This window comes from Comamonas testosteroni, from assembly GCF_030505195.1.
Taxonomy (GTDB): Bacteria; Pseudomonadota; Gammaproteobacteria; order Burkholderiales; family Burkholderiaceae_C; genus Comamonas; species Comamonas testosteroni_G.
The window spans coordinates 1,262,722-1,282,178 of the sequence record NZ_CP129672.1; the positions used below are offsets into that span (position 1 = coordinate 1,262,722).

Annotated in this window: 14 protein-coding genes; 7 read left to right on the plus strand and 7 right to left on the minus strand. The window is 61.3% G+C overall.

Annotated elements, in window-relative coordinates; translation table 11 throughout:
• Window positions 1-26: 26 nt before the first annotated feature.
• Together QYQ99_RS05825 and QYQ99_RS05830 are read right to left on the minus strand one after the other, a co-directional pair.
• Window positions 27-1,673 (minus strand): acyl-CoA synthetase, encoded by a 1,647-nt coding sequence (locus QYQ99_RS05825; protein WP_302091817.1) that lies wholly within the window; start codon window positions 1,671-1,673, stop codon window positions 27-29.
• A gap of 536 nt (window positions 1,674-2,209) precedes the next feature.
• Complete coding sequence (locus QYQ99_RS05830; RefSeq protein WP_302089465.1) at window positions 2,210-3,430, minus strand: ISL3 family transposase; 1,221 nt, start codon at window positions 3,428-3,430, stop codon at window positions 2,210-2,212.
• A 151-nt stretch (window positions 3,431-3,581) separates the two neighbouring features.
• Between QYQ99_RS05830 and dnaG the strand changes: the two genes are divergently transcribed.
• The 6 genes from dnaG to QYQ99_RS05865 all read left to right on the plus strand — a co-directional run bounded on the left by dnaG (window position 3,582) and on the right by QYQ99_RS05865 (window position 11,540).
• Window positions 3,582-5,567: a DNA primase gene (gene dnaG / locus QYQ99_RS05835; protein WP_302091818.1), complete on the plus strand. Its 1,986-nt coding sequence runs from the start codon at window positions 3,582-3,584 to the stop codon at window positions 5,565-5,567.
• A 275-nt stretch (window positions 5,568-5,842) separates the two neighbouring features.
• Entirely contained in the window at window positions 5,843-8,290 is a 2,448-nt protein-coding gene (gene rpoD, locus QYQ99_RS05845) for an RNA polymerase sigma factor RpoD (RefSeq protein ID WP_367882842.1), read from the plus strand.
• 147 nt (window positions 8,291-8,437) lie between these two features.
• Window positions 8,438-9,430, plus strand: a complete 993-nt coding sequence (locus QYQ99_RS05850; RefSeq protein ID WP_302091821.1) for a Bug family tripartite tricarboxylate transporter substrate binding protein — start codon at window positions 8,438-8,440, stop codon at window positions 9,428-9,430.
• Between the two features lie 21 nt (window positions 9,431-9,451).
• On the plus strand, window positions 9,452-10,396 hold the full coding sequence (locus QYQ99_RS05855) for a ketopantoate reductase family protein (protein WP_302091822.1): 945 nt from the start codon (window positions 9,452-9,454) through the stop codon (window positions 10,394-10,396).
• 356 nt (window positions 10,397-10,752) lie between these two features.
• Complete coding sequence (locus tag QYQ99_RS05860; protein WP_003057624.1) at window positions 10,753-11,058, plus strand: winged helix-turn-helix transcriptional regulator; 306 nt, start codon at window positions 10,753-10,755, stop codon at window positions 11,056-11,058.
• A 128-nt stretch (window positions 11,059-11,186) separates the two neighbouring features.
• Window positions 11,187-11,540: an FKBP-type peptidyl-prolyl cis-trans isomerase gene (locus tag QYQ99_RS05865; protein ID WP_302091823.1), complete on the plus strand. Its 354-nt coding sequence runs from the start codon at window positions 11,187-11,189 to the stop codon at window positions 11,538-11,540.
• A 77-nt stretch (window positions 11,541-11,617) separates the two neighbouring features.
• On the opposite strand, the gene QYQ99_RS05870 is transcribed toward QYQ99_RS05865, so the two are convergent.
• The 4 genes from QYQ99_RS05870 to ppsA all read right to left on the minus strand — a co-directional run bounded on the left by QYQ99_RS05870 (window position 11,618) and on the right by ppsA (window position 17,185).
• Window positions 11,618-12,124, minus strand: a complete 507-nt coding sequence (locus QYQ99_RS05870; RefSeq protein WP_302091824.1) for a hypothetical protein — start codon at window positions 12,122-12,124, stop codon at window positions 11,618-11,620.
• Between the two features lie 179 nt (window positions 12,125-12,303).
• The gene (locus tag QYQ99_RS05875; protein ID WP_302091825.1) at window positions 12,304-14,397 is read right to left on the minus strand and encodes a VC_2705 family sodium/solute symporter; all 2,094 of its coding nucleotides are present in this window, start codon (window positions 14,395-14,397) and stop codon (window positions 12,304-12,306) included.
• Entirely contained in the window at window positions 14,390-14,779 is a 390-nt protein-coding gene (locus QYQ99_RS05880) for a DUF4212 domain-containing protein (RefSeq protein ID WP_302091826.1), read from the minus strand. The genes QYQ99_RS05875 and QYQ99_RS05880 overlap by 8 nt, the downstream gene beginning before the upstream one ends.
• Before the next feature lie 15 nt (window positions 14,780-14,794).
• Window positions 14,795-17,185, minus strand: a complete 2,391-nt coding sequence (ppsA, locus tag QYQ99_RS05885) for a phosphoenolpyruvate synthase (RefSeq protein ID WP_302091827.1) — start codon at window positions 17,183-17,185, stop codon at window positions 14,795-14,797.
• Between the two features lie 252 nt (window positions 17,186-17,437).
• On the opposite strand from ppsA, the gene ppsR reads away from it, so the two are divergent.
• Window positions 17,438-18,259 carry a posphoenolpyruvate synthetase regulatory kinase/phosphorylase PpsR gene (ppsR, locus tag QYQ99_RS05890; protein ID WP_302091828.1) on the plus strand — a complete coding sequence of 274 codons (822 nt, stop codon included), beginning with the start codon at window positions 17,438-17,440 and terminating at the stop codon, window positions 18,257-18,259.
• Window positions 18,260-18,390: 131 nt separating this feature from the next.
• Here ppsR and QYQ99_RS05895 read toward each other — a convergent pair whose 3' ends face one another.
• Window positions 18,391-19,311, minus strand: a complete 921-nt coding sequence (locus QYQ99_RS05895) for a LysR family transcriptional regulator (RefSeq protein WP_302091829.1) — start codon at window positions 19,309-19,311, stop codon at window positions 18,391-18,393.
• Window positions 19,312-19,457: the final 146 nt, after the last annotated feature.

Here is a 19,457-nt window from a genome sequence, read left to right on the forward strand (position 1 = left end):
CGGGCTTTGGGCTTGGCGGCCGGATCTCAGGCCGAAATGGCGCCAGCCGAACCGGCCTGCTTGCGCAGCTCGAACTTCTGGATCTTGCCCGTGCTGGTCTTGGGCAGCTCCCCGAACACCACGGCGCGCGGCACCTTGTAGCCGGCCAGATGCTTTTTGCAGTGGGCAATGATGTCTTGCTCCGTGGTCTCGGCTCCGGCCTTGAGCTCGATAAAGGCACAGGGCGTCTCGCCCCATTTGGGGTCGGGCTTGGCCACCACGGCCGCAGCCAGCACGGCAGGGTGACGATAGAGCACATCCTCCACTTCGATGGAGGAGATGTTCTCGCCGCCCGAGATGATGATGTCCTTGCTGCGGTCCTTGATCTGGATATAGCCGTCGGGATGCTGAACGGCCAGGTCGCCGCTATGGAACCAGCCGCCGCGGAAAGCCTCCTGCGTCGCCTGCGGGTTCTTGAGATAGCCCTTCATGGCGATATTGCCCTGGAACATGATCTCCCCCATGGTCTGGCCGTCGCGCGGCACGGGCTGCATGGTTTCGGGGTCCAGCACTGCGGCAGAGCGCTGAAGGTGGTAGCGCACGCCCTGGCGCGAGTTCAGGCGGGCGCGCTCACCGATATCGAGCTGATTCCAGGCTTCGTGCCTGGCGCAGACCGTGGCCGGGCCGTAGGTTTCGGTCAGGCCGTAGACATGGGTGATGTCAAAGCCCATGGACTCCATGCCCTCGATCATCGATGCGGGCGGCGCGGCCCCTGCCACCATGGCCTTGACGCCTGCGGGCACGCCCTGCTTCATGGCCGCCGGCGCATTCACCAGCAAGCTGTGCACAATGGGCGCGCCGCAGTAATGGGTCACGCCATGATGTCGAATGGCGTCAAACACCGCCTGCGCATCCACCCGGCGCAGGCAGACGTTGACGGCCGCGCGCGCTGCCACCGTCCAGGGAAAGCACCAGCCGTTGCAATGGAACATGGGCAGCGTCCACAGATAGACGGCGTGCTTGGGCATGTCCCACTCCAACACGTTGCTGATGGCATTGTTGTGCGCGCCGCGATGGTGGTAGACCACGCCCTTGGGGTTGCCTGTGGTGCCACTGGTGTAGTTCAGCGCAATCGCATCCCATTCGTTGCTGGGCCACTGCCAGTCGAAACCGGCATCGCCCTGGGCCACGAAGCTCTCGTAGTCGATGGCACCGATCTGCTCGGCCGCCTCGCCATAGACGCTGTCCTCGACCTGGATCACATAGATGGGTTCTGTGCCCTTGCGCAATTTGAGTGCCCTGGCCATCAAGGCCGCGAACTCGGGGTCCACGATCAAGGCCTTGGCTTCGCCATGGTCCAGCATGAATGCCAGGGTCTCGGCATCGAGCCGGGTATTGAGCGTGTTGAGCACGGCACCGGCCATGGGCACGCCAAAGTGCGCCTCCACCATGGGTGGCGTATTGGGCAGCATCACGGCCACCGTGTCGTTCTTGCCGATGCCGATTTTCTGCAGGCTGCTGGCCAGTTGACGGCAACGCGCATAGGTCTGTGCCCAGCTCTGGCGCAAGTCGCCATGAACAATGGCCAGGCGCTCGGGGTAGACCTCGGCCGTGCGGGCAATAAAGCCCAGCGGCGTCAGCGCCGCGTAGTTGGCGGTATTCGGTGCGAGGTTCAGATCGAAAGAACTTGTCATGTTTGTCTCCTGAGCGCTTTGTACCCCAGCATCGGTCACGCCAGGCTTACAACCGAGCGCCATACAGGCCTGTTGTGACCGGGATCAAGCAGCTGCGCCCGAAATGGCCGCACCGCGCCGGCAAACCGGCATGCGACATGCGCAGACAAACCAGAGCAATTTAAAAGGTCATTCAGCGAGCCAGTACTTTCAACAGCTTCTGAAAATCAATAAATTCATTTGAAATCAATCACATGCAATCCTATTGAAAAATCCCCTCATTCCCCAGGCAACGCCAACCCATGCAAGTCATCTATAAGACATCATTTATCTGACAGACCAATCACTAGGACTTCGAATCGCTCTTAGAATGCGCACATGTTTTGAGGATATGACTGCCAGAACTGGCAGTGCAAGACCGACATCTCTGCCCGCACGGAGCCGGTCGCAAGCCTCAAGACTGCGTGGCGGAGGAGACGTTTTAGAGGAGAGCCTGGCAATGATCCAGGCATCAGGAGACCTGAGCCTGCACCCATGGGTGCAGGCTTTTTTTTGGTTCATCGCGCATTACCGGGGAATGCTGCCCGAATCTTCAGAAAGAAGTAGTCCTGATCGCGGTAGCCATAGGCCCGGCGCTTGATGACCTTGATGGTGTTGTTGATGCCCTCCACAACACTTGTGTTCAACGGATGCCTGCATCGGGCGATGATCCCGTGCAGGTAGCTTTGCAAGCGCTGAGCGAAGGTGCTCAGTGCGGCAATGCCGCTTTGATGGGCTTGATCACACCAGTGCCGCCAGGCGCGATGCGCCCAAGTCGCACGACGGTAGAACCACAACTGTTTGAGCTCGTCGCGCAAGACGTATACCGTCATCAATGGTTGATTGGCCGCCAGCAGTTCCTTGAGTTGCACTGCTTGTTGAGGCTGCAGCTTGTTGCGATTGCGCAGCAGCAACCAGCGGCTGGATTTGAGCACCTTACGTGCTGAGGGCTGTTGGCGCAGCAAGTTGGCCTGATCGACACGCACTCGGTCGATGACCTCCCGGCCGTACTTGGCCACGACATGGAACAGGTCATAGACGATCTCGGCGTTAGGGCAGTGGGCCTTAATCTCCAGCTCGTAAGCCGTAGTCATGTCGATAGCAACTGCGCGAATGCGCTGGGCAACGCCAGCGGGCAACTGCTCGAAGAACTGGCGGGCCGTCTCGCGTGAGCGCCCTTGCCCCACCCACAGCACCTGCCGGCTGATGGGGTCGACGACGACTGTGGCGTAGCGATGGCCCTTGTGCAGCGCAAACTCGTCCATCGCCAGGTACTCGATCTGATCCCATTGCGGCTGCGCAGTGTTGGCCAGCAGCAAGGCTTTGTCGATGGACTTGACGGTGTGCCAGCCCAGATCGAAGAAGGCCGCTACCGCCTTGATGCTGCTGCTGCGAAGCAACTGGCTGCACGCCTGCGCCAGACGGTCTGTGACGCGCTGGTAGCGACCGAGCCAGCTGAGTTTCTCCAGGTGCGGGCCACCACAGCTATCGCACCACAGACGCCGACGCGGCACATGTAGCACCACTCTGTACTCGAACAATGCCAGATCGCGCACGCGCCGTGTCGTGGTCTCATGGACTTGGCTGCACTGCGCACCGCAGCGCTCGCAATGCATGACGCTGGCCTGCGGCTTCAGATAAATCGACACGGTGCGGCTATCGCCCTGGGGCCACTGCACACGTTCAACCACGTAGCCCTCCCAGCCGCCAAGAGCCTGCAATAACTTCGAGTCCAGCATTTGATTTGTTCTCCGATGTCAGTGTCGTTGCCATCAGATTACAAAACGAACGGGCTTATCTCCACGAAATTCCTCGATGAACCTTTCTTTTTGCCCGCCCGCACATTCCTGCCGCGCCATCGGCGTTTGCCGAAAAAGGCAGAATACGCGGGTGGCCATTCCCCAATCATTCATCCAAGAGTTACTCTCCCGCGTCGACGTCGTCGACATCGTGGGCCGCTATGTACAGCTCAAAAAGGGCGGCGCCAACTTCATGGGCCTATGCCCTTTCCATGGCGAGAAGTCGCCCTCTTTCACAGTCAGCCCCAGCAAGCAGTTTTTCCACTGCTTTGGCTGCGGCAAGAATGGCAATGCCATCGGCTTTCTGATGGAGCATGCCGGCATGGGCTTTGTCGAAGCCGTGCAGGAACTTGCCAGCCAATGCGGTCTGCAAGTGCCCCAGGACGACATCAGTCCTGCCGAGCGCCAGCGCCAGGCTCAGCAAAAGCAAAAAGCCGAGACCCTGAGCGACCTTCTGGAAAAAGCCGGCGAGTCCTATCGCAAACAGCTCAAGGCCGCCCCCAAGGCCATCGAGTATCTGAAAAAGCGCGGCGTCTCCGGCGAAGTCTCCAAGCGCTTCGGCCTGGGCTATGCACCTGCAGGCTGGCATGGCCTGGCCAGCGTGTTCGCCGAGTACGACAACCCGCAGCTTGAAGAATGCGGGCTGGTCATCGTGGGCGAGGACGACAGCCGCCGCTACGACCGCTTTCGCGACCGGCTGATGTTCCCGATTCGCAATGTCAAAGGCGAATGCATAGGCTTTGGCGGACGGGTGTTTGGCGATGAAAAGCCCAAATACCTGAACTCCCCCGAAACCCCGGTCTTCCACAAGGGCCGCGAACTCTACGGCCTCTACGAGGCCCGGCAGGCCCTGCGCGACATGGGCTACGCCCTGGTCACCGAAGGCTACATGGACGTGGTGGCGCTGGCCCAGCTGGGCTTTGCCAATGCCGTGGCCACGCTGGGCACGGCCTGCACGCCCGAGCATGTGCAAAAGCTGTTGCGCTTTACCGATGCCGTGGTCTTCAGCTTCGACGGCGACGGCGCGGGCCGGCGCGCCGCCCGCAAGGCGCTGGATGCGGCCCTGCCACTGGCGACGGACACGCGCTCCATCAAATTCCTGTTCCTGCCTTCGGAGCATGACCCCGACAGCTTCATCCGCGAATTCGGCCCCGAGGCCTTCTCGCGCTATGTAGGCGACGCAACGCCACTGAGCCGCTTTCTCATCGAATCGGCCAGCGAAGGCTGCGACCTGGGTCAGACAGAAGGCCGTGCCCACATGGCCAGCAACGCGCGGCCGCTGTGGTCGCTACTGCCCGACGGCGCGCTCAAGCGCCAGCTGCTCTCCGAAATCGCAGCCCTGGCCCAGCTGGACTCGCGCGACCTCTCCGATATCTGGGCGCAGGAAGCCGCACGCACCGCCCCCGCCGCCCGTCGCGCCCCTCCTGCTGCCAGCCCTCAGGCACCGGAATGGGATGCGCCGCCCGGTAACTGGGAAAGCGCTCCTGACTGGGCCGATGCTGCAGCACCGGCTCCCTCCTACCCGAGCCAGGGCGGCGGCAGCAACTGGTCGGGCCGCAAGGAATTCGGCCGGACGCGCAAGCCCTGGGGCAAGAAGGGCGAGGACTGGAACCCGCCGCAGCTGGGCCCGCGCCCCACGCCGGTCAGCCGCGAAGACCAGGCCGCACGCCTGCTGATGTGTCACATGGAGTTCATGGAAGAGATGACCCATGAGGATTTCGATGCCCTGGCTCGCTGCAACCAAAGCCATGCCCCCTTGTTCCGTTGGCTGGAGGCCCAGTTCACCGAGTCCGGGCCGCGCTCCTGGGCAGTGCTGCGCGAGCAATTGCAAGGATCGCCTTGCGAGCCGCTGGCCCAAAAACTCATGAGCGGCGCCCATGCCAACCCCGAAGGCGAGGTGGACGAGTTGCGCAAGGAGTTGCGCGGCACACTCAATCTGATCCTCGTGGATCACCTCAAGCGCGAGGAGGCGCAGGCGCTCAAGGAGATCGCCACCGACCCCACAGCAGCAAGGCGTTACATAGAGTTTCAACAGCGGCGAAAAAATTTATCTGTAATTATTAGCTCCGCCTCTTGACATCCTTAAAAAAGGTATAATTTAACGGATATAGGCAAGAGCGACAGCAACACCTCCGACCCGGGCACCGTGAAGAAATCACGTGATGGCAGCAACTGCATGGCCCATTTCTCGCAAGGATTGCATACCAAATGATCGCCCCAACATCTTGCCAGGGAGTCTTTGTGCTCCACCGGACAGGCTAGGCCTGTTCTTGCGCCAGCTTTAGTGGCGTTTGTTTGCATTTTCCGTTTTCCTTTGTGTGTTTGTGTGTGTTCGTACCGTGAGAGGTGTTCATGCCCGTTTCAAAGTCCGTGAAGTCCAAGCAGGCCCCAGAAGCTTCAGCAAAGCCCAAGACCTCTAAAACTTCCACTTCCGCAGCAGAGTCCGCGAAAAAGGCCAGTGCCAGCAAGCCTGCTGTGAAGAAGAGTGCTGCATCTGCAGCCGAAGCAAAGAAAGACACCACCGTGGTTACCAAGTCACAAGCCGAACTCAAAGCCATGGCCGATGCGCTGCTGGCGCAGGCAACTCCCAAGCGCGGCCGCAAGAAGGCCGAAGAAGACGACGACACAGCTACCGCTCCCGCCGCCAAGAAGACCATCGCCAAAAAGGCCCCTGCGGCCAAGAAGGCAGCCGCCGTCAAGGCCCCTGCTGCCAGCGCCGATGCCGACAAGGCTCCCGCCAAACGCGGTCGCAAGCCCAAGACCAAGGAGGCCGACGGGGACATGGATGATGCAGACCTGTCGGATATCGACAGCGAACTGGAAGGCGAAGTCGAAGAGGAGGCATCGACCGAAGCGTCTGCTGCTCCTGCCGAAAAGGTCAAGCCTCTGCGCATGAAGATCAGCAAGGCGAAGGAACGCGCCTTGATGAAGGAATTCGGCCTGGACGAGACCGTTCTGACCGAAGAGGAAATGAACACCCGCCGTCAGCGTCTGAAGATGCTGATCAAGCTGGGCAAGACCCGCGGCTACCTGACCCACGCCGAAATCAACGACCACCTGCCCGACAAGCTGGTCGATGCCGAAACGCTGGAAGTCGTGATCTCCATGTTGAACGACATGGGCGTGGCCGTGTACGAGCAGACTCCCGATGCGGAAACCCTGCTGCTGAACAACACCGGCCAGTCGGCGACCACCGAAGAGGAAGCGGAAGAAGAGGCCGAAGCGGCTCTGTCCACCGTGGACTCCGAATTCGGCCGCACCACCGACCCCGTTCGCATGTACATGCGTGAAATGGGCACCGTCGAACTGCTGACACGCGAAGGCGAAATCGAAATCGCCAAGCGCATCGAAGGCGGTCTGATGGACATGATGGAAGCCATCTCGGCTTCTCCCGCGACCATCGCCGAAATCCTCAACATGGCTGAGGAAATCCGCGAAGGCAAGGTTGTCATCTCCACCGTGGTGGACGGCTTCGTCAATGCCAACGAGAACGACGACTATGTGGCCGAGGAAGACTTCGACGAATACGACGAAGAAGACGACGATGACGGCAAGGGCGGCTCCAAGGCCCTGACCAAGAAGCTCGAAGAGCTGAAGAACGAAGCCCTGGGTCGCTTTGACTCCATGCGCGAGCTCTTCGACAAGATGCACAAGGTGTATGACAAGGAAGGCTACGGCACCGAGGCATACATGAAGGTGCAAAAGGCCATCACCGAACAGCTGATGACCATTCGCTTCACGGCCAAGACGATCGAGAAGCTCTGCGATCTGGTGCGCGCCCAGGTGGACGACGTGCGCAAGAAGGAACGCGAGCTGCGCAAGATCATCGTGGACAAGTGCGGCATGCCGCAGGAGCAGTTCATCAAGGACTTCCCGCCCAACCTGCTGAACCTGGACTGGGTCATCAAGCAAGTGGCGGCAGGCAAGAACTACAGCGCCGTGCTGGAGCGCAACATTCCGCCCGTGCAGGAGCTGCAGCAGAACCTGATTGACCTGCAGGCCCGCGTGGTTGTGCCTCTGGAAGAGCTCAAGCACATCAACAAGCGCATGAACAGCGGCGAGCGCGCCAGCCGTGACGCCAAGAAGGAAATGATCGAGGCCAACCTGCGTCTCGTGATCTCCATCGCCAAGAAGTACACCAACCGTGGTCTGCAATTCCTGGATCTGATCCAGGAAGGCAATATCGGCCTGATGAAGGCCGTGGACAAGTTCGAATACCGTCGCGGCTACAAGTTCTCGACCTATGCGACCTGGTGGATTCGTCAGGCCATCACGCGCTCCATCGCTGACCAGGCCCGCACGATCCGTATCCCGGTGCACATGATCGAGACCATCAACAAGATGAACCGCATCTCGCGCCAGCACTTGCAAGAGTTTGGTTTCGAGCCCGATGCGTCCATCCTGGCCGCCAAGATGGAGATCCCCGAGGACAAGATCCGCAAGATCATGAAGATCGCCAAGGAACCGATCTCGATGGAAACCCCCATCGGTGACGACGACGATTCGCACCTGGGCGATTTCATTGAGGACGGCAACAACACGGCGCCTATCGACGCCGCCATGCAGGCCGGCCTGCGCGATGTGGTCAAGGACATCCTCGACGGCCTGACGCCTCGCGAAGCCAAGGTGCTGCGCATGCGCTTCGGTATCGAAATGTCCACCGACCACACGCTGGAAGAAGTCGGCAAGCAGTTTGACGTGACGCGCGAGCGTATCCGTCAGATCGAAGCCAAGGCGCTGCGCAAACTCAAGCACCCTTCGCGCTCCGACAAGCTGCGCAGCTTCATCGACTCGCTGTAGAGTCAGTCCGAGGAACCGGCCCGCCGGTTCCCTGCTACTCCAAGCCCCGATCTGTTTCAGGTCGGGGCTTTTTCGTATGCACCCCAGGTCAGCAAGCCTTTGCTTTCTGCCAAACACACCAAAAGACACATAACAACGGAGACAGACATGAATACCCCCCACGCGAACAGCACCCCGACACGCCGCCACTGGCTCAGCTATTGCGCTGCCTTGCTGTCTACACCTTTTGCAGCCATCGCCAATCCGCCCCAGCGCCTTGGCACGCAGCTGCGTATCGTGATCCCCGCCAACCCCGGCGGCGGCTGGGACCAGACCGGCCGCGCCCTGGGCGCAGCGCTGACCAGCAGCGGCACTGTGGACAAGGTCATTTATGAAAACATCGGCGGCAAGGGCGGCACCATAGGCTTGGCCGAGTACACCAAACGCTATGGCAGCGACCCCAACAGCCTGCTGATCGGCGGCATGGTCATGGTCGGCGCTCTGGCGCTGAACAAGAAGTCGGCAGAGCTGCTTCAGGTGCAGCCCCTGGCGCGCCTGACCAGCGACTATCTGGTGGTGGCCGTGCCCCCCGACTCGCCGCTTGCCAACCCCAAGGCACTGGCCAAGGCCATGCGCGAGAACCTGCCAGCACTGACCATTGCCGGAGGCTCTGCAGGCGGTGTGGACCATATGTATGCGGGCATGCTGGCCCGCCTGGCCAAGGCCAATGCGGAGCAACTGCAATACAAGCCCTTTGCCGGCGGTAACGATGTGCTCCAGGCCCTGCTGCAAAAGCAGGTGCAGGTGGGAATCTCGGGTTACAGCGAGTTCAGAGAAGCCCTGCAGGCGGGCAAGCTGCGCGCCATCGGTGTTTCGTCACGCCGTGCCATGTTCGGCATTGCCTCCATGCGCGAGCAGGGTCTGGACGCTGAAATGTCCAACTGGCGTGCCGTCTTTACAGGCAAGAATCTGCCTGCAGAGCGCGCCCAGCAACTGCTGGCAGCTATCGAGCAGGCAAGCAACCAGGACAGCTGGAAGCAAGCCCTGGTCAGCAATAGTTGGAGCTCCTCCTGGAAAACCGGCAAGGCCCTGCAGGAATTTCTGGAGGTCGAGACCTCGACTGCCCAGCTGATGACCTATCTGCTCAAGCTCAAGAGCTGAGCCTCTTTGCGAGATAGCCGCATGAACCTGGTCGACCACACCCCACCCCCCTCCCGCCTCTGCGTTGCCGTCATGGGCGCTGGCTCGGTGGGCTGCTACTTTGGCGCTTTGCTGGCACGCGCCGGCCACCCCGTCACGCTGATCGGTAGAGCCTCGCATATGCAGGCCATCAGCCAGCACGGTCTGCGACTGCAGACGGCAACAGAAGATCTGCACCTGCCCGTCGCCACCAGCACCGAGCCCAGTGCCGTGGCGGGCGCCGATGTGGTGCTGTTCTGCGTGAAATCCACCGACACCGAAGCAGCGGCCGCACAGATCAAACCGCACCTGGCTGCACATACCCAGGTACTGAGCTTGCAAAACGGCGTGGACAACGACCAGCGCCTGCGCCAGGTGTTGGGTCAGCAGCCGGTGGCAGCTGCCGTGGTCTATGTGGCCACCGCCATGGCAGGCCCGGGCCATGTACGCCACTTTGGCCGGGGCGAGCTGGTCATCGCGCCCTGCCAGCAAGGCTATGCGATCGCGGACCAGTTCAGCGCCGCCGGCATTCCCACGCAGGTCTCGGATGGTGTGCAGGTCGCACTCTGGCAAAAACTCATCATCAACTGCGTGTACAACGCACTCTCCGCCCTCACCCAGCAGCCCTATGGCTGGCTGGTCGCGCAGCAGGGCATACCCGCCGTGATGCAGGACATTGCCGCCGAATGCAAGACCGTGGCTCTGGCCGACGGCATGCAGCTGCCGGCCTCCGTGGACGAGGCTGTAGCGGCCATAGCGCGCACCATGCCCCAGCAGCTTTCTTCCACGGCTCAGGATCTGGCGCTCGGCAAGCCCACGGAAATCGACCATCTCAACGGCTATGTGGTGCGACGCGGTCAGGCGCTGGGCATTGCCACGCCGCTCAACCGTCTGCTGCAGGTGCTGGTGCAGCTCAAGCAAATACCGACACAAAAGCAGGAACTATGATTTCCGTAGCTGCTTGCTCTGACAAATCAATGGCCAGAGTCATTTTTTACACCCAGAAACACCTAAGCCAGCACTAACACTTCCGGCATAGCTCGCCAACCTGTCCCGAGGGCTGCTTCAGCTCTGCCCTTATTGCTACAAACCCTGAAGCAAGCGAGTCTTCTCGCTGATTCGTGGCTGACCCGCAACACTTGCGTGCTGTTTGTGGCCTTTATGACTTCAAGGCGTTGCAGTCGAAGATTTGAAGCTACTAAACTTGTAGCAAAATAAATTAACCGCTATAGTCCATTGGACATGGCACTGAAAGCGCCTAGTGCGCCCAGCTCGACAACATCATTGCGCAAGGAGAAGCGTCCATGAGCTCCAAGGAAAACGCCGCCATCAACCAGCTGTTCGAGAAGCTCGAATGCCGCTATGCGCTGCGCGTGCTGTGGGCTTTGCGGGATGGTCATCCCCAGACCTTCCGACTGCTGCAAGACAGCGTGGGCGGCATCACGCCCAACACCTTGAACACCCGCATCAAGGAACTGCGTGAGTGCGGTCTGCTCGAGCATGGCAGCGATGGCTACACCGTCACCCTGACCGGGCAGGATCTGCTCAAGCGCCTGTCCGATGTACAGGCCTTTGCCAACCGCTGGGTGGCAGCACGCGCCAAGAAGTAAACCTTGGCGCTGTTGCGGCCGGGGACCTGGCGGCAAACGCGCACAACTATCATCCAAGGGCCCCAAGCGTGCTTGGCTGGCCCTTTTTCCATCGCTTTTTTCTGCTTTGCGCTGAAAGGAAATCCATCATGGCATTCAACACTACTGCCTCCGGCCTGCAATACGAAGACACCGTCGCAGGTGAAGGCGCCGAAGCCAAAGCCGGTCAGAGCGTGACCGTGCACTACACAGGCTGGCTCTACAACAACGGCGTTCAAGGCGCCAAGTTCGACTCCAGCAAGGACCGCAACGATCCTTTCGTCTTTGCACTGGGCGCCGGCATGGTCATCAAGGGTTGGGACGAAGGCGTGCAGGGCATGAAGGTGGGCGGCCAGCGCACGCTGCTGATCCCCGCTGCCCTGGGCTATGGTGCGCGCGGCGCCGGTGGCGTCATCCCTCCCAACGCCACGCTGAAGTTTGACGTGGAATTGCTGGCTGTCTAAAAAACAGGCTGACTCATGAAAAAAGCGGCTCTCCGAAGCCGCTTTTTTCTATGCGAGAGGCTCGGCACAGTGGGGGTCTATGTCTCATCCGCCTCAAACAGCACCCTGTGCAAAGACATATAGGCCTTGTCACCCCCAGCATCTCGTATGCGTGGAGCCAGCGCAGCCAGTTGCTCATAACCCATGGCCGCCTCCACCGCCAGATTCAGCCTGAAGCCCTTGAGCCCCAGAGCCCCCGTTATGGACACCGCTATCGGATAGGCTCTCTGGTAGCGCCTTTGGAAGCTGCCAGAGTCGACGTCAGCAGGTGCCAACGATGCCGAACTGCTCTTTGAGAGCGAGGATGCATGGGCCTGTGCGGCTGCATCAGCCACGACGGACGACTCTCTTGTGGCCAGCCAGCCCCTGCTGACCAGCGCCAGAATATCGTCCTTGTTCACCCCCAGCGCCGAGGTTGCCTCCAGCACCTGCATGAGGGTGCGACGACCGTCAAACAGCAAAAAGGCCGAGCGTAATCGCTGGCTCAGATCGGCATTGCGCTCCTTGAAGGCCTGCTGACCCTCGGGTGTTTTCACTAGATACATCGACCCCGCCCTCTGTGCATTGAATTGCTTTCCGCCCTGCAGGGTGGCAGCTATGGCTGCGGCTGAAAAGCGGGTTTTCCTGCAAGCCAGGTTCGCACATGCTCCAGATCAACTCATGACGGATATCCGGCAGAAAACTGCCTCGGACCCAATCCCAGAAATCGCTGAAGGCCGTCAAATCAAGAGTTTTTAACTCTCGCCCGCCGCTGCTCCCACCAGCTCACGAGCAATGTGGTGACCAAGCCCACCGGCACGCCAAACACTCCGGCCGAGATGGGCTGAATGCCCCACCAGAGTGCCTCGCCGCGCAGTGCCGAGGGCAGCACGCCCTGCAGCCCCGGCACATGAGAGAGCATGTAGTACACCGTCACGGCCAGGCCCAGCAGCATGCCGGCCACCGCACCACGGCGCGTGGTGCCACGCCAGAAGATGCCCAGCACCATGGCCGGCACAAAAGCCGAGCCCGCCAGAGAGAAGGAGGCCGAGACCATGGGAAGAATGTCCGAAGAGCGCCGCGCCGCCACAAATGCCGCCGACAGGGCCACCAGCAGCAATGCGAACTTGGAGAGAATCACGCGCTGTTCGGGCGAGACACGTCGCTTGCGCGTATCCAGGCGCCGCCGCTCCTGAAAATAGAGGTCACGCACCAAGGCATTGCTGATGGTCAGCAGCAGGCCATCGGCCGTGGACAGGGCCGCCGCCAGCCCGCCAGCAGCCACCAGCCCGGAGAGCACATAAGGCATGCCGCCGAGTTCCGGAGTGGCCAGCATGATGAGGTCGGCCCCCATGCGGATTTCGGCAAACTGCAAGATGCCATCGCCGTTGATATCCTCCACCGACAGCAGCGAGGCGTCCACCCTTGACCACTGTGCTATCCAGTTCGGCAAGGCATCGAAATGCGTGCCCACGAGATTGCTCATGACCTCGTACTTCACCAGCACGGCCAAGGCCGGTGCGCCAAGATACAGCAGGCCGATAAAGAACAGCGACCAGGCCACCGAGGTACGCGCCGCCGACACCGAGGGAACCGTGAAATAGCGCGTGAGCAAGTGCGGCAGCCCGGCAGTGCCGACCATCAAGCAAAACATCAGCGCCAGAAAATTGCGCCGACTTTCCTCATAGGCTTGCTGCTCGGCCGGCGAGCCATGCGGATCGCCCGCGAAAGGCTGGCTTTGCAGCGGCATGCCGCCCAGCGGCTTGGCCCGCTCATAGGCCTCGTGCAGCTCGCGGCTCCAGAGCTCGCGTGCCGCCACCTCGTCCTTGGGCATGGCGGCCAGCTCCCGGCTGGCGGTCATGATGGCACCGATATTGCCGCTGCTGGTGCGCAGTTCGCGGATATGCTCGCTCAGCGCCTGACGTTCAGCCGCCAGCACATTGGGCACATCCCGCAGCTTGGCCTGCAGCACCTGGGCCCGGGTGCGGTAGGCCTCCAGCACAGACTGCTCAGCCTCCGAGGACAGCAGCTGCTGCTCCATGGCGCCAATCTTGCCCAATTGCTGGCTATAGGCCAGCTGCGCCCAGGGGTTGCCCAGCTGTTTGTAGGCCAGCCAGGAAACCGGCAGCATGAAGGCCAGCAGGATCACCACATATTGCGCCACCTGAGTCCAGGTGATCGCCCGCATTCCACCCAGGAACGAGCACAGCAGCACGCCGCCCAACCCCAGCATGATGCCGATCTCGAACTGAACACCGGTCAGCCGTGCGGCAATCAGGCCCACGCCATAGATCTGCGCCACCACATAAGTGAAGGAGCAGGTAATGGCTGCCAGCGCAGCAATGATGCGCGGCCAGCGTCCCCCATAGCGTGCCTGGAAGAAATCCGGCACGGTGTAGAGATTCATGGCCCGCAGATAGGGGGCAATCAGCATGCCGACCAGGCAGAACCCGCCCGTCCATCCCAGGACATAGGCCAGCCCGCCGGGCTGTGTGCCGGTTCCCGAAAAGCCTTGCAGATAAAGCGCGCCGGAGAGGCTGATGAACGAGGCTGCGCTCATCCAGTCGGCAGCCGCCGCCATGCCGTTGTAGAAAGGCGGAATGCGCCGGCCGGCGACGAAATACTCCTCGGCATCGCTGGTGCGCGAATACACACCGATGGCCGCGTACACCATCACTGTGGAGAACAGGAAGATGGGCCCTATCCAGTGCCGCGAAAGCCCGCGCTCCTCGGCCCAGAGCATGGTCAGCAAAAAGCCCGCCGTGCCCAGCACATAGAGAAAAAGAATGCGATGCAGCCGCCAGTGGTAGGCGCGGCTCAGAACGGGCCGCTCAGGCATGAAGATCGGAAGCGGCAGAGGAGGCATCGTGAGCCTCAGCCGCTTTGCGCGCCTCGTCACGCGCCTGTTGGCGTTCGAAATAATCCATGGCCACACAATAGACCACGATGATGAGCAGGAACATCAGGACTGCCCCTTGGGCCGCCATCCAGTAGGCCACGGGCCAGTCGGGCACCAGCTCCTGGATATCCCGCGCAAAGTAGCAGATGCCAAATGAAAATACCACCCAGACCGTCAGCAGCAAGGCCTTGAGTCTCAGGTGGTAGGTATCGTGCAGATCCGGCGGGAAGGTGACTTCCACCGGATTGCCCAACGCATCGAATGCCTGTCGCGGAGCATCCGGCGCAGCATCGTCATGCACGGGCGCGTGATGCGTCTGCATGCCGATGCGCAAGGCTTATTCAGCCAGCTTCTGCCAGGTGGAGACCACGCTGTCAGGGTTCAGGGAGATGGACGAGATGCCTTCGTCGGCCAGCCACTTGGCAAAGTCGGGGTGGTCCGAAGGGCCTTGGCCGCAGATGCCCACATACTTGTCCTGATCGCGGCAGGCCTTGATGGCATGAACCAGCAGCTTCTTGACAGCGGGGTCGCGCTCGTCGAAATCAACGGCCAGCAGCTCCAGACCGGAGTCGCGGTCCAGGCCCAGGGTCAGCTGGGTCAGGTCGTTGGAGCCTATAGAGAAACCGTCGAAGTATTCGAGGAACTCTTCGGCCAGCACGGCGTTGGAGGGCACTTCGCACATCATGATCAGCTGCAGGTCGTTTTCACCACGCTTGAGGCCGTTCTCGGCCAGCAGCTCGGTCACGCGCTTGGCCTGGCCCAGGGTACGTACGAAGGGGATCATGATCTTGACATTGGTCAAACCCATGTCCTCGCGCACGCGGCGCAGGGCTTCACATTCCATCTTGAAGGCTTCACCGAACTCGGCCGAGATGTAACGCGCGGCACCGCGGAAGCCCAGCATGGGGTTCTCTTCCTCGGGTTCGTAACGGCTGCCGCCGATCAGCTTGCGGTATTCGTTGGACTTGAAGTCGGACATGCGCACGATCACGGGCTTGGGCCAGAAAGCGGCGGCAATCGTTGCCACGCCTTCGGTCACCTTGTCCACGTAGAACGCACGGGGCGAGGCATGGCCTCGGGCCACGGACTCGACAGCCTTCTTCAGATCGGCGTCAACGGCGGGGTAGTCCAGGATAGCCTTGGGGTGCACGCCGATGTTGTTGTTGATGATGAATTCCAGGCGGGCCAGACCCACGCCCTCATTGGGCAGCTGGGCAAAGTCAAAAGCCAGCTGGGGATTGCCCACGTTCATCATGATCTTGGTGGAGATGCTGGGCATCTCGCCACGCTTGACCTCGGTCACTTCGGTTTCCAGCAGACCGTCGTAGATCTTGCCGGTATCGCCTTCCGCGCAGGACACGGTGACCAGGGTTTCGGCCTTGAGCAGATCGGTCGCATTGCCGCAGCCCACGACGGCAGGGATGCCCAGCTCGCGAGCAATGATGGCTGCGTGGCAGGTACGGCCGCCACGGTTGGTGACGATGGCCGAAGCCTTCTTCATGACGGGCTCCCAGTTGGGGTCGGTCATGTCGGTCACCAGCACGTCTCCGGCCTGCACCTGGTCCATCTGCGAGATGTCGGACACCAGGCGCACGGGGCCTGTGCCGATCTTCTGGCCGATGGCGCGGCCTTCGGCCAGCACGGTGCCCGTGCCCTTGAGCTTGTAGCGCAGCTCGGCCTGGCCCTTGGCCTGGCTCTTGACGGTTTCGGGGCGCGCCTGCAGGATGTAGAGCTGGCCGTCGGTGCCGTCCTTGCCCCATTCGATATCCATGGGGCGGCCGTAATGCTGCTCGATCACCAGAGCGTAATGCGCCAGCTGCTGCACTTCCTCGTCAGTCAGCGAATAGCGGTTGCGCAGCTCATGGGCCACATCCACGGTCTTGACCAGCTTGCCGTCGGCAGCCTTTTCCTCAGGCGTGGCAAAGATCATCTGGATCAGCTTGGAGCCCAGATTGCGGCGGATCAGCGCCTTGTTGCCCGCCTTGAGCATGGGCTTGTGCACATAGAACTCGTCGGGGTTCACGGCGCCCTGCACCACGGTCTCGCCCAGGCCGTAGCTGGAGGTGATGAAGACCACTTCCTCGAAACCGGATTCGGTGTCGATGGTGAACATCACGCCGGCAGCGCCCTTGTCGGAGCGCACCATGCGCTGCACGCCGGCGGACAGAGCCACCACATCGTGCTCGAAGCCCTTGTGCACGCGGTAGGAGATGGCGCGGTCGTTGTACAGCGACGCGAACACTTCCTTCATCTTGTGCAGCACGTCTTCGATGCCCACCACGTTCAGGAAGGTTTCCTGCTGGCCGGCAAACGATGCATCGGGCAGATCTTCCGCAGTGGCGGAAGAGCGCACGGCAAACGATGCCTCGGCATTGCCACCTTGCAGGCGGACAAATTCTTCACGGATGGCCTGCTCCAGATCGGCAGGGAAAGGCTGGCTTTCCACCATGGCGCGGATTTCCGCGCCCACAGCGGCCAGGGCGCGGACATCGTCCACGTCCAGAGCGGCCAGCTTGGCCGAGATCTTGCCAGCCAGACCTTCAAAGGCCAGGAATTCGCGGAAGGCATGAGCCGTGGTGGCAAAGCCGGTGGGCACGCGCACGCCCTGGGGCAGTTGCGAGATCATTTCGCCGAGCGAGGCGTTCTTGCCGCCGACCGACTCGACGTCGGTCATGCGCAGTTTTTCGAACGGAACGACTAATGCGGTCGCTTCGAAGAGTTGAGACATGGGAAAGCTCCAAAGGTAAAAAACCGGCACGCTTGCGGCGACTGGGCTGAATGGCCAGGGCACGCGAACCCACGCTGCATCGATGCAGTGCTTTGCTGTTCTGGATGTTGACCGTCAACGAGCATGGGTGGAATTTGGGAATAATGGGCGCAATTGTAGGCCTAGCCATGAACCCTGGCGCGGCTCAAACCTGTTTCAGACTTCAGGGCATGGCATTGCCGGCCCCGCCTCCACCTAATCACTGCGCGCACCATGCATACCCATACGATTTTTGTCATTTCTGACGGCACAGGCATCACGGCCGAGACCTTTGGCACGGCCATCATGGCCCAGTTCGAGAGCAAGCCGAGGCTGATTCGCATCCCCTTTGTGGACTCGATGGACAAGATTCATCAGGCCGTGCGCCAGATCAACCATGTGGCCGAGGTGGAGAAGAGAAAGCCCATCATCTTCACCACCCTGGTCAATCAGGAGATGCTGGAATTCCTTGAAGCCAACTGCAAGGGCAAGCTGTTCGACATGTTCGGCACCTTTGTGCGCCCGCTGGAAGTGGAGCTGGGCCAGAAGTCGCTGCACCGCGTGGGCCGCTTTGCCGACATCAGCGAGAGCAAGGAATATCTGGAGCGCATGGAGGCCATCAACTACACGCTGGCTCACGATGACGGCCAGACCCATGCCGACCTGAGCGGTGCCGACGTGATCCTGGTGGGCGTCAGCCGCTCCGGCAAGACGCCCACCAGTCTGTACCTGGCCATGCAGTTCGGCCTCAAGGTGGCCAACTATCCGCTGATTCCCGAGGACTTCGAGCGCAAGCAGTTGCCGCCCGCGCTGGAGCCCTACCGCAAAAAGCTGTTTGGCCTGACGATTCAGCCCGAGCGCCTGTCCAGCATCCGCAACGAACGCCGTCCCGACTCCAAGTACGCCAGCCTGCCCAACTGCCGCTACGAGGTGGCCGAGGCCGAGGCCATGATGCGCAGAAGCGGCATCCAGTGGCTGTCCAGCACCACCAAGTCGATCGAAGAGATTGCCACCACTATCTTGCAGGAAGTGCTGCCGCAGCATCTGGGGCATTGAGCCCCCCTGAGCGGCTTTGCCGCTTCCCCCGAGGGGGACGACACCCTCGGTGCGGGGCGGCCCTTCCTCGGTGTCTCTCATTTGAGCTGCGTCGGTTTCAAGAGCTGCCGCTACTACCCAGACGGTGAAGTTCACCACCGCTGCGGTAATGCCTGAACAAGATAGTCCACCAGTGCCCTGACCTTAGCGGGCACATACTGACGGTCTCTGAAGCAGGCAAAAAAGTCCAGCGGCTCATCGGCAAACTGCAGCTGGCCTTTGCGCCCCGGCTTGAGGCTCAGCGGCACCAGCCGCCCGTCGCGCACATGTTCGTGCACGATAAAGTCACCCGCCCAGGTAATGCCGCCGCCCGCGACCGCATATTCCACCAGTGCGTCGATATCACTGCCAATCAGCGCAATGCGCTGGGGCGGATCGGCTCTTTGCCCGTCACGTTGAAACGGCCAGCGCATGAGCCGGCCGTCGCGCTCGCGCCGGTACAGCAGACAGGCATGCCCCAGCAGCTCCTGCGCCGTCTGCGGTCGGCCGTGCTGCTGCAGATACTGGGGCGAGGCACACAGAATGCGCGGCATCGAGGCCAGCAGCCGCACCGACATGCCGGGCTCCAGCACATCGCGGTAGCGCACGCTGATGTCCACATCCTCCTTGAGCACGTCCACATGCCGGTCCGTGATCAACAGCTCCAGCTCCAGCCGAGGATGCAGCGCGGTAAACGCGGGCAGCAGCGGCGCCAGCACATGGCGGCCGAACGCAGCCATGCAGGCAATGCGCAATCTGCCTTGCAGCTCTCCATGAATCAGCGAGAGATCGGACTGGGCTTTTTCGAGCTCGTCGAGCACCGGAGCGACGCGCGCCAGATAGCGCTCGCCGGCCTCGGTCAAGGCCATGGACCGGGTGGTGCGGGTGATCAGGCGCGTGCCCAGTTCGCGCTCCAGCCGTGCGAGGTTCTGGCTGGCTGCGGCGGGCGATATGCCCAGCTGGCGCGCGGCCGAGGCGATGGAGCCTCCCTCCAGCGCTTTGACAAAGGTTTCTATGGCTCGCAGATTCGGCATGACTGCGAATGTATCTCCAATTGCATTCGAAAGTTCTGCTTATGAGTGCAACAAGTCCCGGGCCTCTACCGCAGCCCGCTGATCCTGCCTAAAGTTCAGCCCTGTTTCCCATCCTTGCATTCGGCCCGAACCGCTGGCAGGCCCTA

Bases quoted from the DNA above. Each gene is read 5' to 3' on its own strand.
- QYQ99_RS05825 (WP_302091817.1), bottom strand. From the start codon at position 1,673: ATGACAAGTTCTTTCGATCTGAACCTCGCACCGAATACCGCCAACTAC.
- QYQ99_RS05830 (WP_302089465.1), bottom strand. From the start codon at position 3,430: ATGCTGGACTCGAAGTTATTGCAGGCTCTTGGCGGCTGGGAGGGCTAC.
- rpoD (WP_367882842.1), top strand. From the start codon at position 5,843: ATGCCCGTTTCAAAGTCCGTGAAGTCCAAGCAGGCCCCAGAAGCTTCA.
- QYQ99_RS05850 (WP_302091821.1), top strand. From the start codon at position 8,438: ATGAATACCCCCCACGCGAACAGCACCCCGACACGCCGCCACTGGCTC.
- QYQ99_RS05855 (WP_302091822.1), top strand. From the start codon at position 9,452: ATGAACCTGGTCGACCACACCCCACCCCCCTCCCGCCTCTGCGTTGCC.
- QYQ99_RS05860 (WP_003057624.1), top strand. From the start codon at position 10,753: ATGAGCTCCAAGGAAAACGCCGCCATCAACCAGCTGTTCGAGAAGCTC.
- QYQ99_RS05865 (WP_302091823.1), top strand. From the start codon at position 11,187: ATGGCATTCAACACTACTGCCTCCGGCCTGCAATACGAAGACACCGTC.
- QYQ99_RS05870 (WP_302091824.1), bottom strand. From the start codon at position 12,124: ATGTATCTAGTGAAAACACCCGAGGGTCAGCAGGCCTTCAAGGAGCGC.
- QYQ99_RS05875 (WP_302091825.1), bottom strand. From the start codon at position 14,397: ATGCCTGAGCGGCCCGTTCTGAGCCGCGCCTACCACTGGCGGCTGCAT.
- QYQ99_RS05880 (WP_302091826.1), bottom strand. From the start codon at position 14,779: ATGCAGACGCATCACGCGCCCGTGCATGACGATGCTGCGCCGGATGCT.
- ppsA (WP_302091827.1), bottom strand. From the start codon at position 17,185: ATGTCTCAACTCTTCGAAGCGACCGCATTAGTCGTTCCGTTCGAAAAA.
- ppsR (WP_302091828.1), top strand. From the start codon at position 17,438: ATGCATACCCATACGATTTTTGTCATTTCTGACGGCACAGGCATCACG.
- QYQ99_RS05895 (WP_302091829.1), bottom strand. From the start codon at position 19,311: ATGCCGAATCTGCGAGCCATAGAAACCTTTGTCAAAGCGCTGGAGGGA.